Origin of the sequence: Loigolactobacillus jiayinensis, from assembly GCF_003946445.1 — a bacterium.
Lineage (GTDB): Bacteria > Bacillota > Bacilli > Lactobacillales > Lactobacillaceae > Loigolactobacillus > Loigolactobacillus jiayinensis.
This window is the reverse complement of sequence record NZ_RHOF01000028.1, coordinates 1-13,010: the sequence shown is the minus strand read 5'-3', so window position 1 is coordinate 13,010 and position 13,010 is coordinate 1. Positions and strand designations below refer to the sequence as shown.

Annotated in this window: 15 protein-coding genes; all 15 read left to right on the top strand. The window is 37.2% G+C overall.

Annotated elements, in window-relative coordinates; translation table 11 throughout:
* Positions 1 to 3: 3 nt before the first annotated feature.
* The 15 genes from EKM80_RS08130 to EKM80_RS08060 all read left to right on the top strand — a co-directional run bounded on the left by EKM80_RS08130 (position 4) and on the right by EKM80_RS08060 (position 12,831).
* Positions 4 to 573 (top strand): ANTAR domain-containing response regulator, encoded by a 570-nt coding sequence (locus tag EKM80_RS08130; RefSeq protein ID WP_125552620.1) that lies wholly within the window; start codon positions 4 to 6, stop codon positions 571 to 573.
* Positions 573 to 1,994, top strand: a complete 1,422-nt coding sequence (locus EKM80_RS08125) for a sensor histidine kinase (protein WP_125552619.1) — start codon at positions 573 to 575, stop codon at positions 1,992 to 1,994. Before EKM80_RS08130 ends, EKM80_RS08125 begins: the two co-directional genes overlap by 1 nt.
* A 119-nt stretch (positions 1,995 to 2,113) precedes the next feature.
* The gene (gene eutA, locus EKM80_RS08120) at positions 2,114 to 3,547 is read left to right on the top strand and encodes an ethanolamine ammonia-lyase reactivating factor EutA (RefSeq protein WP_125552618.1); all 1,434 of its coding nucleotides are present in this window, start codon (positions 2,114 to 2,116) and stop codon (positions 3,545 to 3,547) included.
* A 32-nt stretch (positions 3,548 to 3,579) separates the two neighbouring features.
* Complete coding sequence (locus EKM80_RS08115; RefSeq protein ID WP_125552617.1) at positions 3,580 to 4,944, top strand: ethanolamine ammonia-lyase subunit EutB; 1,365 nt, start codon at positions 3,580 to 3,582, stop codon at positions 4,942 to 4,944.
* A gap of 19 nt (positions 4,945 to 4,963) precedes the next feature.
* Positions 4,964 to 5,878, top strand: coding sequence for an ethanolamine ammonia-lyase subunit EutC (eutC, locus tag EKM80_RS08110; RefSeq protein WP_125552616.1), 915 nt, complete (start codon positions 4,964 to 4,966; stop codon positions 5,876 to 5,878).
* A gap of 15 nt (positions 5,879 to 5,893) precedes the next feature.
* Entirely contained in the window at positions 5,894 to 6,547 is a 654-nt protein-coding gene (gene eutL, locus EKM80_RS08105) for an ethanolamine utilization microcompartment protein EutL (protein WP_125552615.1), read from the top strand.
* A 35-nt stretch (positions 6,548 to 6,582) separates the two neighbouring features.
* Entirely contained in the window at positions 6,583 to 7,248 is a 666-nt protein-coding gene (locus tag EKM80_RS08100; protein ID WP_125552614.1) for a BMC domain-containing protein, read from the top strand.
* Entirely contained in the window at positions 7,245 to 8,729 is a 1,485-nt protein-coding gene (locus EKM80_RS08095) for an acetaldehyde dehydrogenase (acetylating) (protein WP_125552613.1), read from the top strand. The genes EKM80_RS08100 and EKM80_RS08095 overlap by 4 nt, the downstream gene beginning before the upstream one ends.
* 24 nt (positions 8,730 to 8,753) lie before the next feature.
* Entirely contained in the window at positions 8,754 to 9,062 is a 309-nt protein-coding gene (locus EKM80_RS08090) for a BMC domain-containing protein (RefSeq protein ID WP_125552612.1), read from the top strand.
* Positions 9,063 to 9,088: 26 nt separating this feature from the next.
* On the top strand, positions 9,089 to 9,721 hold the full coding sequence (locus tag EKM80_RS08085) for a hypothetical protein (protein WP_125552611.1): 633 nt from the start codon (positions 9,089 to 9,091) through the stop codon (positions 9,719 to 9,721).
* On the top strand, positions 9,711 to 10,358 hold the full coding sequence (gene eutD, locus EKM80_RS08080; protein WP_386699618.1) for an ethanolamine utilization phosphate acetyltransferase EutD: 648 nt from the start codon (positions 9,711 to 9,713) through the stop codon (positions 10,356 to 10,358). The genes EKM80_RS08085 and eutD overlap by 11 nt, the downstream gene beginning before the upstream one ends.
* Positions 10,345 to 10,953, top strand: coding sequence for a hypothetical protein (locus EKM80_RS08075; protein WP_125552610.1), 609 nt, complete (start codon positions 10,345 to 10,347; stop codon positions 10,951 to 10,953). Before eutD ends, EKM80_RS08075 begins: the two co-directional genes overlap by 14 nt.
* A gap of 18 nt (positions 10,954 to 10,971) precedes the next feature.
* Complete coding sequence (locus EKM80_RS08070; protein ID WP_125552609.1) at positions 10,972 to 11,250, top strand: EutN/CcmL family microcompartment protein; 279 nt, start codon at positions 10,972 to 10,974, stop codon at positions 11,248 to 11,250.
* A 14-nt stretch (positions 11,251 to 11,264) separates the two neighbouring features.
* The gene (gene eutH / locus EKM80_RS08065; RefSeq protein WP_125552608.1) at positions 11,265 to 12,392 is read left to right on the top strand and encodes an ethanolamine utilization protein EutH; all 1,128 of its coding nucleotides are present in this window, start codon (positions 11,265 to 11,267) and stop codon (positions 12,390 to 12,392) included.
* Entirely contained in the window at positions 12,385 to 12,831 is a 447-nt protein-coding gene (locus EKM80_RS08060) for a cupin domain-containing protein (RefSeq protein ID WP_125552653.1), read from the top strand. The genes eutH and EKM80_RS08060 overlap by 8 nt, the downstream gene beginning before the upstream one ends.
* Positions 12,832 to 13,010: the final 179 nt, after the last annotated feature.

The window sequence follows — 13,010 nt, the reverse complement described above, 5'->3', positions numbered from 1 at the left end:
ATGATGAGAGCAAGACTGGTTATTGTCGATGATGAACCAATTACACGGTTAGATATTCGTGATATTGTGGAACAGGCAGATTATCAGGTTGTTGGAGAAGCTGGTGATGGTTTTGAAGCTGTCGAAGTTTGCCAAAAAGAAAAACCTGATTTAGTCGTTATGGATATAAGAATGCCATTATTAGATGGCTTAAAAGCTGGCAAAAAAATTATGGCTGATCAATTGACTAACGGTATTATTTATCTATCTGCGTATAGTGACGACACGGATATGCAATCCGCTAATAATGTAGGGGCAGTGGGGTACTTAGTAAAACCACTTGCTGAACGTTCATTACTTACAACCATTGAAGTTAGTCTAGCTCAAAGTGCTCGAACGAAATCCTTAGCTGAGAAAATGACTTTTTTGAGCACTAAATTAGAGCAACGTAAAGTTATTGAACGTGCTAAGGGTGTCTTGATGGAAGAAAATAAATTAACTGAAGATGCTGCATATAAAATGTTACGTAATCTTAGCATGAGTAAACGCTGTCCAATGAATGATTTAGCTGAATTAATCGTGATGAATGCGTAATGGAAGAATTAACAGAATTAGTGCAAAAGTATTCTAATTTTACTCAGCCTATGATTGATAGTTTACTAACTGAAATAAAGAATATTCAAAATAATTATTCTTATCGTAAATTTGATGTCTTTATTGATGTACGCAATGATTATTCACACCAAGCGGTTGTGGTATATCATAAGCCGCCGCAAGTAGGGGTATCTTTATATCAGCATAAAGTTGTTGGTAAGGAAGCGCTTCAAGAAAATGAACCAGGTGTTTTTCACGCTTTAGAGACGGGGCTTCCATCCATCGGCTTATTAGCAGAAACTCAAGAAAACCGACTGATTCATCAACGAATTTATCCAATTAAGTTTAATGACTTAGTTATTGGCGTTACGATTGTAGAATCTGACATATCAAATAATATTTTGAATTCTTTCCGAGCAAAAGATACACTTGAGCGGTATAACGATGTATCAGCAACAATACAGTTATTTGGTCGTTTAGATTTAGCAGTAACTGATCAGTTAGTTGATTCAATTCTAGTTTTTGATAAACTTGGTAACTTAGTTTTAGCTAATAAGACAGCTCTAGAGCTCTATAAAGGTTTAGGATATATAGGTAACATTATTGGTTTAGACTATAATAATTTATCGTTAGATGGAACCAATTTTAAAAGCATATTGAATCATTTTTTGAAAGTTAAGGTTAGTAAGAATCTAGTTGAAAAAAAAGAATTTCAATATTTAGATCATTATTTTACAATTAGAAAGTTATTGAATCAAGAAAATCAACAATTAATAGTTTTGATTCAAAATGTAACTGAAATTAAACATAAGGAGGCAGAGATAATTTCAAAATCTGTTGCGATTCGTGAAGTCAATCACCGAGTGAAAAATAATTTACAGTCGGTAATTTCCTTGCTACGCATCCAACAACGTCGTTTAGAGAGTCCCGAGCTAAAACAGGCCCTAAATGGAAGTATTAGCCGTATCATGGCTATTGCCTCTACCTATGAACTTTTAGCAAAGCAGGTCAGTGATGATACTAACTTAGCTTCAGCACTTAATTTACTAGTATCACACTTTAAACAATTAAATGATACACAGAATATTACGGTTAAATCGCAGATTGATTCAACAATCGTAATTGATAGCGATCGAATTGTGACTATTTCAATTATCGTTAACGAATTGTTACAAAATGTTGTTGATCATGCTTTTTCTCATGATCAAGCTGGCACAATAAAGTTAATGGGAATTATCGACCACAATATAGTGACGATTAGTGTTGCTGATGATGGTAGTGGCTTCGCACTTGATCAAGTGTCAACAAGTAGCCTAGGCCTTACCATTATTCGAAGTTATGTTGCTGATAAGTTAAAGGGCAAGCTAAAAATTAGTTCTGATAGCACGGGAACGACCGTTGCATTTTCATTTAATAATTGAATATTAGATAACAATGACGTTATCTTTAAACGGCGAAGGAGCCTAAGCCAATACAACCTATCTATGTATATGTTGTATTGGCTTGGGCTCCTTTATTTATTAGTGAAGAAGGGAAGTTAATGAAAGACGATACGATTTTAAGTGTAGGCATTGATTTAGGAACTTCAACGACCCAATTAGTCTTGTCACGGTTAACAATCAAAAATTTTGCATCGGCATTTTCAGTTCCAAGAATAAATATTTCCAAGAAGGAAGTTATTTATAAAAGCGATATTATATTTACGCCATTGTTAAATCAGCAAACAATCGATGCTGAGGCTATCAAACGTTTTGTTGCAGAGCAATATGATAAAGCACATATCGATAAACAGAATATACAAATGGGTGCAGTTATTATTACTGGCGAAACAGCTCGTAAAGACAATGCAAATTTGGTAACGGAAGCATTAAGTGGCTACGCTGGGGATTTTGTTGTTGCTACGGCTGGCCCAGATTTAGAAAGTATTATTGCTGGTAAAGGTGCGGGGACAAATGTGGCTTCAAAGGAAAGCAGACATCACACAGCTAATATTGATGTAGGCGGCGGTACGTCGAATTTAGTTGTTTTTGACGGCGATGATGTACTTGATACAGCATGTTTTGATATTGGTGGGCGACTAATAAAAATTGATCGTAATACGCAAAAAATAACGTATATTTCACCAAAAGTAATAAAACTAATAGCGGCATTAGACTTGCCGATATCCGAGGGAACAAAAGTAACACCGTCAACGTTAAAGCCAATTATTCAGGTCTTGGTACATGTTTTAGAAAATAGCGTTGGTATTGGTGAGCGTAATCCATATTACGATATGTTTATCACAAATCATGGACTTCGCTTAGATTATAAAATTCCGGCATTGACATTTTCTGGCGGAGTTGCTGATTGTTTACAGGAAGAATTACCAACTGATATTTTTAGATATGGTGATATCGGCTTACTTCTTGGTAACGCACTGCGCCATTCAGCAATCTTTACGCAAAAGAAAATTATACACTCTTTAGAAACAATTCGTGCAACAGTTGTTGGTGCAGGATCACATACAACTGATGTTTCCGGAAGTACGATTTCCTATACAACAGGAATTTTACCGATTCGTAATCTACCTATTTTAAAGATGGCTCGACAAGATGAAAATCGCGATGTAAACAATCTAGCTACTAGTATTGCCGAAAAAATCAACTGGTACCGTGTACAAAACGAACTTAATAATGTTGTATTAGCGTTTAATGGATTAAAAAATCCGCATTATAGTGATATTCAGCGGTATGCCGCTGGAATTGTAGACGGTGCAGCAGTTTTGATAAACAAACACGAACCTCTCATTATTTTAGTGCATGAAGATATGGCGAAAGCACTTGGTCATAGCTTATTTGCCAGATTACCGCAACATTATCCATTTATTTGTATTGATAGTGTCAAGGTTGAAAATGGTGATTATATTGATTTGGGTGAACCTATTGCCGAGGGTAGTGTTCTACCAGTAATCGTGAAAACATTGATTTTCGGTTGATTGTATAAAGCTAAGTAAAGAAGGGAAAACGAATGATATTAAAAGCAAAGTTATTTAATCAGTTATATCAGTTTAAATCTGTTAAAGAAGTACTGGCTAAGGCTAATGAACTAAAATCTGGTGACGAATTAGCTGGTGTTGCTGCAGGTGATGCAAAGGAGCGTGTAGCTGCAAAAATTGTTTTAGCTCAATTGACTTTAGAAGATTTATATAATAACCCTGCTGTACCTTATGAAGATGATGAAGTAACGCGGATTATTATTGATGGGGTTAATCAAAGAATTTATTCGGAAATTAAGAATTGGACAGTTTCTGATTTACGTGAATGGTTGTTAGATGATAAAACTACAGATCATGAAATTCGTCATGTACGGCAAGGCCTTACTTCAGAAATGGCAGCCGCTGTAACAAAATTGATGACCAATATGGATCTGGTGGTCGCAGCTAAAAAAATTCATGTTGAAAAAACGGCTAACACGACAATCGGTCGCCCAGGCACCTTCTCTTCCCGTCTACAGACTAATCATCCTAGCGATAATATTGATGGTATTATGGCGGGAATAATGGAAGGGGTCAGCATGGGGATAGGTGATGCAGTTATTGGACTAAATCCGAATGATGATTCTGTAGAAAATGTTACGAAGATTCTTACAAAATTTGAAGATTTCCGTTCACATTGGGATATTCCCACGCAGTGTTCTGTCTTAGCTCATGTCACTACACAAATGGAAGCTATTCGTAGAGGTGCGCCTGCAGGGTTAATTTTCCAATCAATTGCCGGATCAGAAAAAGGAAATACTGCTTTTGGTATTAATGCAGATATGTTATCTGAAGCTTATGACTTAGGTTTGCATCAAGGTCAAGCTGCAGGCCCCAATATTATGTATTTTGAAACTGGTGAAGGATCTGAATTGTCAGCAGAAGCAAACTTTGGTGCGGATGAATTAACTATGGAGGCACGTTGCTATGGGTTTGCAAAGAAGTTTGATCCATTCATTGTTAATACTGTAGTTGGTTTTATTGGACCTGAGTATTTATATGATTCTAAGCAAGTTACTCGAGCTGGTTTGGAAGATCATTTTATGGGTAAGCTACAAGGTATCTCAATGGGATGTGACGTCTGCTATACCAATCATATGAAGGCAGATCAAAATGATGCGGAAGACTTAACCATTTTATTAGCTGCTGCAGGTTGTAATTATATTATGGGCATTCCTCATGCTGATGATGTTATGTTGAATTATCAAACAACAGGATATCAAGAAACTGCAACAGTTCGCGACGTTTTTGGCTATCATCCAATTAAAGAATTTGAAGCATGGATGGAGAAAATGGGAATCAGTCACAATGGTAAATTAACTGATCGTGCTGGTGATGCTTCAATTTTCCTAGACTAATTTAAGAAGGTGAAAATTAATGAATGAACAAGATTTGAAAAGTATGATTGAAAACATATTGACTGAAATGACTGACAATAGCAAGAAAGAAGACAATAGTCCAGCAGCTGTGACTGCATCTGACTCAGTTGAAAGTACAGAATCTGATGAGATTTTAGATGATATCACTGAAATTGATTTAAGAAAGCAATTTTTGGTCCCACACCCACATGATCGTGAGGGCTATTTGAAAATGAAGTCGTTTACACCTGCTCGATTAGGTATGTGGCGCTGTGGTTCGCGTTATAAGACTGCTTCAGTTTTACGATTCAGAGCTGATCATGCGGCAGCACAGGATGCTGTTTTCTCAGATGTAAATCCAGAAATTCCTAAGTCAATGGGTTTTGTTATGACACAAACAACTTGTAAAACTAAAGATGAGTATCTCACTAGACCGGATCATGGACGTAAATTCTCCGATGATATGGCTGAGAAGATTCGTACCAATACAGAAAAGAGTCCTAAAATCCAAATGGTTGTTGGTGATGGATTGAGTTCAGCAGCAATCGAAGCTAATGTTCGCGAAATTATTCCTGCAATAAAACAAGGCTTAAAAGTGTACGGATTAGATTTTGATGAAAAAAATGTGATTTACGTCAAGTATTGTCGAGTTGGGGCAGAAGATCATATTGGTGAAATTACTAATGCTGATGTTGTTTGTTTACTAGTTGGTGAACGACCAGGTTTAGTTACTGCCAAGTCGATGAGTGCGTATATTGCATATAAACCGACTATGGGAATGCCTGAAGCACGACGGACCGTCGTTTCTAATATTCATGATGGTGGCTTACCAGCAGTAGAAGCAGGGGCTTATATTGCTGAACTTCTAGACAAGATGGTACGGCTTAAAAAATCAGGTATCGATCTGAAGGCTGTAGAAAACGAGACAAAGTAGAAGGAGGAATCAGTGGTGAGAAATGATGCGATTAAAGCCAAAGTTTTAAGTACTAAAATCATTCCAAATATTGATACCGCTTTGGCTAGAGCTTTGGAATTACCTGCGCATGTTAAAAGTTTGGGTCTTGTAACTGCTGACTGTGATGATGTTACTTATGTAGCATTGGATGAAGCTACAAAAACTGCAGATGTTGAAGTTGTCTATGCAAAGAGTTTATATGCGGGTGCTGCGAACGCTTCAACTAAACTTGCTGGTGAAATTATTGGAATTATTGGTGGACTCAGTCCAGCAGAAGTTAAAAGTGGTATGGAAACAGTAGTTCAAGTAATAGAATCGGAAGCACATTTTGTAAGTGCTAATGAGGATGATAGCATTGTCTACTTTGCTCATACAATTTCAAGAACTGGTAGCTATTTATCAAAATCAGTTAATAGTCCAGAAGGCGGTGCTATTGCTTACTTAATTGCACCACCGCTTGAATCAATTTACGGTTTAGATGCAGCAATGAAAGCAGCTGATGTAGAAATCGGTGTTATCTATGGACCACCCTCAGAAACCAACTTTGGTGGTGGTTTGTTGACGGGTAGTCAATCAGCTTGTAAGGCGGCTTGTGATGCATTTGCTCAGGCAATTGAAAATGTAGCTGATACACCGCTTGCATATTGATACACCTGTATTTAGGAAGTAGGGTGTGATGCTTAATGTCAAAAGGCACAAGTTTGGGCATGATTGAAGTTCGTGGTCTCTTGGGAGCAGTAGTTGCGGCAGACGCTGGTGTTAAAGCAGCATGGGTACATGTAAATGATATGGTGCGTATACGCGGTGGATTAGTAACTGTGATGTTTACTGGTGATGTTGCGGCAGTTAACGCAGCCGTTGCAGCGGGATTAACTGCTATTCAAGATTTTAATTGTTTGATTGATCATTATGTTATTGCAAGAGTAGATGAACAAACTGAAAAATTAAAAACTATGGATAGATTGCATAACGTCAAGAAGTTACCAAGTCAGCCTAAAGAGGATAAGAAAGTACTGCCTAAAAAGTTGTCTGAAGTGAACATAGTAGCTAAATCGGCGAATCTTCTAATAACAACTAGCGAAGAAAACAAACAAACATCTGAAAACAACAATAAAGAAGATGCGGCCCAGAATAGCTCAACAACAGGCAATGAGATATCTGAGTCAAATAAACAAGATATTGATTACGTAGTTATACGAAGAAAACTAGAGCGTCAACGTGTAAGTGATTTGAAGAAGCGAGCATATCAGATGAATTTGGTAATACCAAACAAATCTATAAAGACGGCAACTAAACGGCAGTTAGTTGCTGCAATTATGCGACAAATCACGAGGAGGGATGATAAGTGATTTTAGAAGATAAAGATTTAATTTCAATTCAAGAAGTACGCAATTTATTGTGTCAAGCAAAAATTGCTCAGCGAGAAATCAGCCATTTTTCTCAGGAAAAAATTGATGATATTTGCGAAGCAATGGCAAAAGCAGGCGAAAAAGCTAGTGTTCATTTAGCCAAAATGGCACAAAAAGAAACTGGATTTGGGATCTGGCAGGATAAGGTAACTAAAAATGTCTTTGGCTCAAGAATGATTTATGAACGGTACAAAGACTTAAAGACGGTCGGAGTTTTGGAAGAGCATCCTGAGAACAAAGTGATCGATATTGCTGTTCCAGTAGGGGTTATTGCTGGATTGATTCCATCTACTAATCCGACATCATCAGTATTTTATAAAGCTCTAATTGCTGTTAAAGCGGGAAATAGTATTGTGTTTTCGCCACATCCCAATGCATTGAAGTCAATTCTAGAGGCAGTTAAAGTTATTAGTGATGCTGCGACACAAGCAGGAGCACCAAGCGGATTGATTTCTTGCATGACAGTACCGACACTACAAGGTACTCAAGAATTGATGAAAAATAAGAATACTAATGTAATTCTTGCAACTGGTGGCGGGGCAATGGTTCATGCAGCTTATTCTTCTGGAACTCCAGCGATTGGTGTTGGTCCTGGTAATGGACCTGCATTTATAGAGAAGAGTGCTAATGCTAGAAAAGCAGTCAAACATATTATTGAATCACAAACGTTTGATAATGGAACTATTTGTGCTTCTGAACAATCTATTATCGTTGAAGAAGCAAACAAAAAGGAGGTGAAGCAAGAACTCCAGAATCAAGGAGCTTACTTCATGGATAGTGAAGAAGTTGCCAAGCTTTCTAAGTTCATTCTACGTGCAAATGGCACAATGAATCCTCAAATTGTAGGTAAATCAGTACAAGTAATTGCAAAATTAGCTGATTTACATGTTCCAGAACCTACAAAGGTTTTGATTGCACCTGATACATTTGAAAATGTTGGTCCTAAAGATCCATATGCACGTGAAAAACTAGCACCAATTTTGGCTTATTTTGAAGTTGCTGATGTTGCTGCAGCTGAAATGTTGGCGCAAAAACTGCTAGAAAATGAAGGTGCTGGCCATACGGCGATGATTCACACTGAGAATCAATCAATTGCTAGACACTATGCGTTACAAATCCCAGCTTCTAGAATTTTAGTTAATACACCAGGAGCTGTTGGTGGCATCGGTGCTACAACTAATTTAAACCCAGCGTTAACGCTGGGATGTGGTGCCGTAGGTGGCAGTTCAACTTCAGATAATATTAATCCGATGAATTTGTTGAATCTACGACGTGTTGCTTATGGTGTACGTGAATTAGGAGATATTAAGGCAACTGATCCTGTAGAAGACAGCACTTGTGTTACTGATAAACCAAGTACTACTACAACTGATAAATTGGTTGAAGAATTAGTTAAACAAGTTTTAGCAAAATTAAAATAATTAAATTTTTAGGAGGAATTTATTATGTCAAATACAAATGCATTAGGAATGATTGAAACAAAAGGATTAGTAGGTGCTATCGAAGCTGCAGATGCTATGGTAAAAGCAGCAAATGTTACTTTAATTGGTAAAGAACAAATTGGTGCTGGGTTGGTTACAGTAATGGTTCGTGGTGATGTAGGTGCCGTAAAAGCCGCTACAGATGCTGGGGCTGCGGCATCAGAACGCGTTGGTGAATTAATTTCCGTTCATGTAATCCCACGGCCACATAGTGAAGTTGACGCAATTTTGCCCCATATGCTAGGAGAAAAGGCAAATTTAGAAGATGATTAAATGAATAATGAAGGGAAGATTGTAAGATGAAGGTGCTGACTGAAGCTACAATTCGCCAACTCTGGCGCCAACATCGCTTGAAAGACAATTATCAGGTTGAAGCAAATACAATTTTAACACCTTCAGCACGTAGTTTTCTGAGCGATCATCATATTGAATTAACTGGTGTTGAGTCGCATCAAGTTGCAGTTGAGCAACCAATAGTTTCGTTTGATTTTGATAATATTGAACCCTTATCTTCTGTTTCTACATCTACCTTCTTTGCTTTCCAGCATGAATTAAAAAATATGGGAAATGAATGCCTAGGAGTTATGGCTAATTTTCCACAATGCAATTTATTAGTAGTACGCCAACTGTTTTTCCAATTGGCTAGTATTGATCAGGCTAATATTGATCAAGAAATAGCAATTGGTTCAGTTAGTTTATCCAAGCAATTAGAGCTAAATACAACTAGCTTGGGGATGCTTAATTATTGGGTTAATCGTGTTCTATTAGAATTAGAAGAAACACAAATCTGTTATCTGAAATTAAATAACGAAATGACTCAATTAAAAGTGACCAGTTTTAGTGAAGTTTATTTAATGTTGGTAGACGAGTTAACAACTTGGTTGTTACAAATACAGAAGAAATTTTTACAGGGAGGTGTTGATAACGAGTAAACTAGACGAAATCATTAACCGAGTGGTTGATGAAGTGCAGAAAAAAGTTTCTTTTGAAATTGAGGCTTCTGGTAGACACGTTCATCTAGATCGAGCAACAATTGATTTATTATTTGGTGTTGGATATCAGTTGACGCCAAAAAAATGGCTCTCACAGCCTGGACAGTATGCAAGTGAAGAGCGTGTTGATGTTAAGGGCCCAAAAGGTGAATTGAAAAATGTCGCAATATTAGGACCGGAACGTAATCAATCACAGGTTGAAATTTCTTTAACTGATGCGCGTTTAATTGGTATTAAAGCACCAATTCGTGAAAGCGGGCATTTAGAATCTACACCTGGGGTGACGCTAATAAATGGTTCACAGTCAGTTGATTTGGATACAGGTGTGATTGTTGCACAACGACACATTCATATGACATATGAGGACGCTGAATTATTTGGAGTCAAGAATGGTGATGTTGTTCAAGTTAGAGCTAGCGGTGCTAGACCGCTAATTTTTGACGGAGTAGTAGTTCGAATTAGTGATAAATTTGCAACTTACATGCATATTGATTTTGATGAGGCGAATGCATGTGGTTTATCTAAGGGGTTACGTGGCACCATTGTAAAGTGTAGTGACGCATATGCAGACGACTGAAATAGATAGCCTTATTTATACTGTTACAGAGCGTGTTTGGAAAATCTTATTAAAACAAGCGGATTTACCAAGTGTTGCTTTTGAGAATACAGAATCTGCTTACCCTAATAGCTTATTAAGTAAACTTTTTCAGGGTAGCCGGCTTACTTTCTACGCTGATATAAAAGTGATGGAACAGGCTGACTTATTATGTGTATCAGTAATATCACAGCAACAAATGATTGCGATAGCTAATTTGCAGAGTATCGATCCTATAAGTTCTGTAATTATTGCAAGAATATTAGCTGATAAACCAGTAATTATTTGTCGCAATATAGATATACCAGTGAATTTACATTATGGAGTAAAGCAGCAATTACAATACACTCAAAAGCAATTAGTAAAGTACGGTATTGTTTATATGAGTGACAAAATGTTGTTGAAGCGAATATTGGCGAAGCTTCTAACCAAACGATTTTCTAGCGATGACACTATTTCTTTTATTACAGTTAGTGCGTTAGACAAGTATTTACAAGATGGGAAACTAAAATTGCCAAATAATGCTCGTTTAACACCGTTAGCAAAAGATGCTGCGCGTGATCAACACTTAATCTAACGTAAAGTAGGGATGCATATGGTTATTGGTAAAGTAATTGGTAACTTGTGGTCGACAAAAAAAGATGAACAACTTAATGGTTGCAAGTTTTTGGTAGTCGAAGTTGAAGATAAGCAAGTGAACGGACAAAATATCACGCGACGGCTAATTGCAATCGATAAGGTTGGTGCAGGTGTTTCAGAGGAAGTATTAATTGCTGAAGGCTCTGCTGCCCGTATGCTAGATGAACGTCATACTTTACCTGTTGATGCAGCAATTCTTGGTATTATTGACTCGGTTGAAATTAATCGCGGTTAGGAGGGAGGTTATTCATGAGTATTAATGAAATTATTATGTATATTATGGTGCTGTTTATGATTTTAGGCGCACTAGACAAAATGTTGGGCAATCGCTTTGGCCTAGGTGAAAAATTTGAAGAAGGAATTATGGCAATGGGTTCTTTAGCAATGTCAATGGTTGGGATTATTATTCTGGCACCGATTTTAGCTAAGATTTTATCGCCTGTAGTTGTACCTCTTTATAAACTCTTAGGTGCAGATCCATCCATGTTTGCAACAAGTTTAATTGCAATTGATATGGGTGGTTTCCAATTAGCGCAACAAATGGCTAGCAATACGCAGGCTGGATTATTTGCCGGTGTTATTTTAGGATCAATGATGGGGCCAACAATTGTCTTTACAATTCCTGTAGCATTGGGAATTATCGAGAAAAAAGATCACAAGTTCTTGGCAACAGGTGTACTTTCAGGAATGATTACAATTCCAATAGGTTGCTTTGTTGGTGGACTAGTGATGGGTATGCCAATTATGATGATTTTAAGAAACTTAGTGCCCATTATCTTGTTTGCACTATTGATTGCTTTAGGACTTTGGTTTAAGCCGGAAGCAATGATCAAGGGTTTTTCAATTTTTGGACAAGCAATTGTTATTATTGGGACATTTGGGATTGCACTTGGAGCTATTCAGTCAATGGTCGGCGTGACTGTCATCAAAGGAATCGGTGATGTACGGGAAGGCGTCCAAGTTGTTGGTAGTATTGCCATGACGTTGGCGGGTGCTTTTACTTTAGTTTATGTAATTACTAAGGTATTCAGTAAACCATTGATGAAATTAGGTGAAGCTTTAGGAATGAACCAAGTGGCAGCAGCTGGTTTAGTTGCAACTTTGGCAAATAATATTCCTATGTTTGAGATGATGAAGGATATGGACGATCGCGGTAAAATCATCAATGTTGCATTTGCGGTTTCAGCAGCATTTGTGTTTGGCGATCACTTAGGCTTTGTCGCAGGTGTAGCTAAAAATATGATTTTTCCAATGATCGTTGGGAAGCTTGTCGCAGGCGTGACTGCAATTGCTGTTGCCATGTTTATGGCGAATAGAATTTTAGGTAAGAAAGAAAAGATTGAAAAGACAGAGGGTGACATCGATGTCCATGCCTAATATAAGTAAAAGTCAGTTAGAAGATTTAGTTCGGCAAATTATAACAAGTCAGTTAAAAAGTGATAAAACAATCACACCTGATGGCTTAGTAACGCTAAAAGTACCAAATATGACAGTTTCAGAAGCAAATCGCATGGATACAGGGAATCCTGATGATATTGTTTATACAAAAGATCTAGTTACTTTGGATGAGAGTCCAAGACTTGGTTGCGGTTTGATGGTTATGAAGAATACGACATTTGATTGGACACTTAATTATGACGAGGTCGATTACGTGATTGACGGTAGTTTAAGTGTAATTGGGAGAAATGGTACTGCTACAGCACAAGCAGGTGAAATTATCCTTATTCCCAAAGGCAGTCAAATTAAGTTTTCTGTGAAGGATGAAGCGCGGTTTATTTACGTCACATATCCGGCCGATTGGCAAAGTCAAAAATAATATAATAAATGATTCTTCCTCAAAATTTATCTCTTATTATATCGAAAAATCACCATCATTATTACATGATGATGATTTTTTATGTTACATTCTTACCCTTGTGTTGGGTTATGTGTATGACTTGGGTAAGCACCTAATAATAAACCGTTTTTCAATACAAATCGCCCGATCTCAGAATT

What these genes read in the sequence shown, in the direction of transcription:
- EKM80_RS08125 (WP_125552619.1), top strand. Translation starts at nt 573, where the DNA reads ATGGAAGAATTAACAGAATTAGTGCAAAAGTATTCTAATTTTACTCAG.
- EKM80_RS08075 (WP_125552610.1), top strand. Translation starts at nt 10,345, where the DNA reads ATGCAGACGACTGAAATAGATAGCCTTATTTATACTGTTACAGAGCGT.
- EKM80_RS08130 (WP_125552620.1), top strand. Translation starts at nt 4, where the DNA reads ATGAGAGCAAGACTGGTTATTGTCGATGATGAACCAATTACACGGTTA.
- EKM80_RS08100 (WP_125552614.1), top strand. Translation starts at nt 6,583, where the DNA reads ATGTCAAAAGGCACAAGTTTGGGCATGATTGAAGTTCGTGGTCTCTTG.
- eutC (WP_125552616.1), top strand. Translation starts at nt 4,964, where the DNA reads ATGAATGAACAAGATTTGAAAAGTATGATTGAAAACATATTGACTGAA.
- eutH (WP_125552608.1), top strand. Translation starts at nt 11,265, where the DNA reads ATGAGTATTAATGAAATTATTATGTATATTATGGTGCTGTTTATGATT.
- EKM80_RS08085 (WP_125552611.1), top strand. Translation starts at nt 9,089, where the DNA reads ATGAAGGTGCTGACTGAAGCTACAATTCGCCAACTCTGGCGCCAACAT.
- eutA (WP_125552618.1), top strand. Translation starts at nt 2,114, where the DNA reads ATGAAAGACGATACGATTTTAAGTGTAGGCATTGATTTAGGAACTTCA.
- EKM80_RS08060 (WP_125552653.1), top strand. Translation starts at nt 12,385, where the DNA reads ATGCCTAATATAAGTAAAAGTCAGTTAGAAGATTTAGTTCGGCAAATT.
- EKM80_RS08070 (WP_125552609.1), top strand. Translation starts at nt 10,972, where the DNA reads ATGGTTATTGGTAAAGTAATTGGTAACTTGTGGTCGACAAAAAAAGAT.
- EKM80_RS08090 (WP_125552612.1), top strand. Translation starts at nt 8,754, where the DNA reads ATGTCAAATACAAATGCATTAGGAATGATTGAAACAAAAGGATTAGTA.
- EKM80_RS08115 (WP_125552617.1), top strand. Translation starts at nt 3,580, where the DNA reads ATGATATTAAAAGCAAAGTTATTTAATCAGTTATATCAGTTTAAATCT.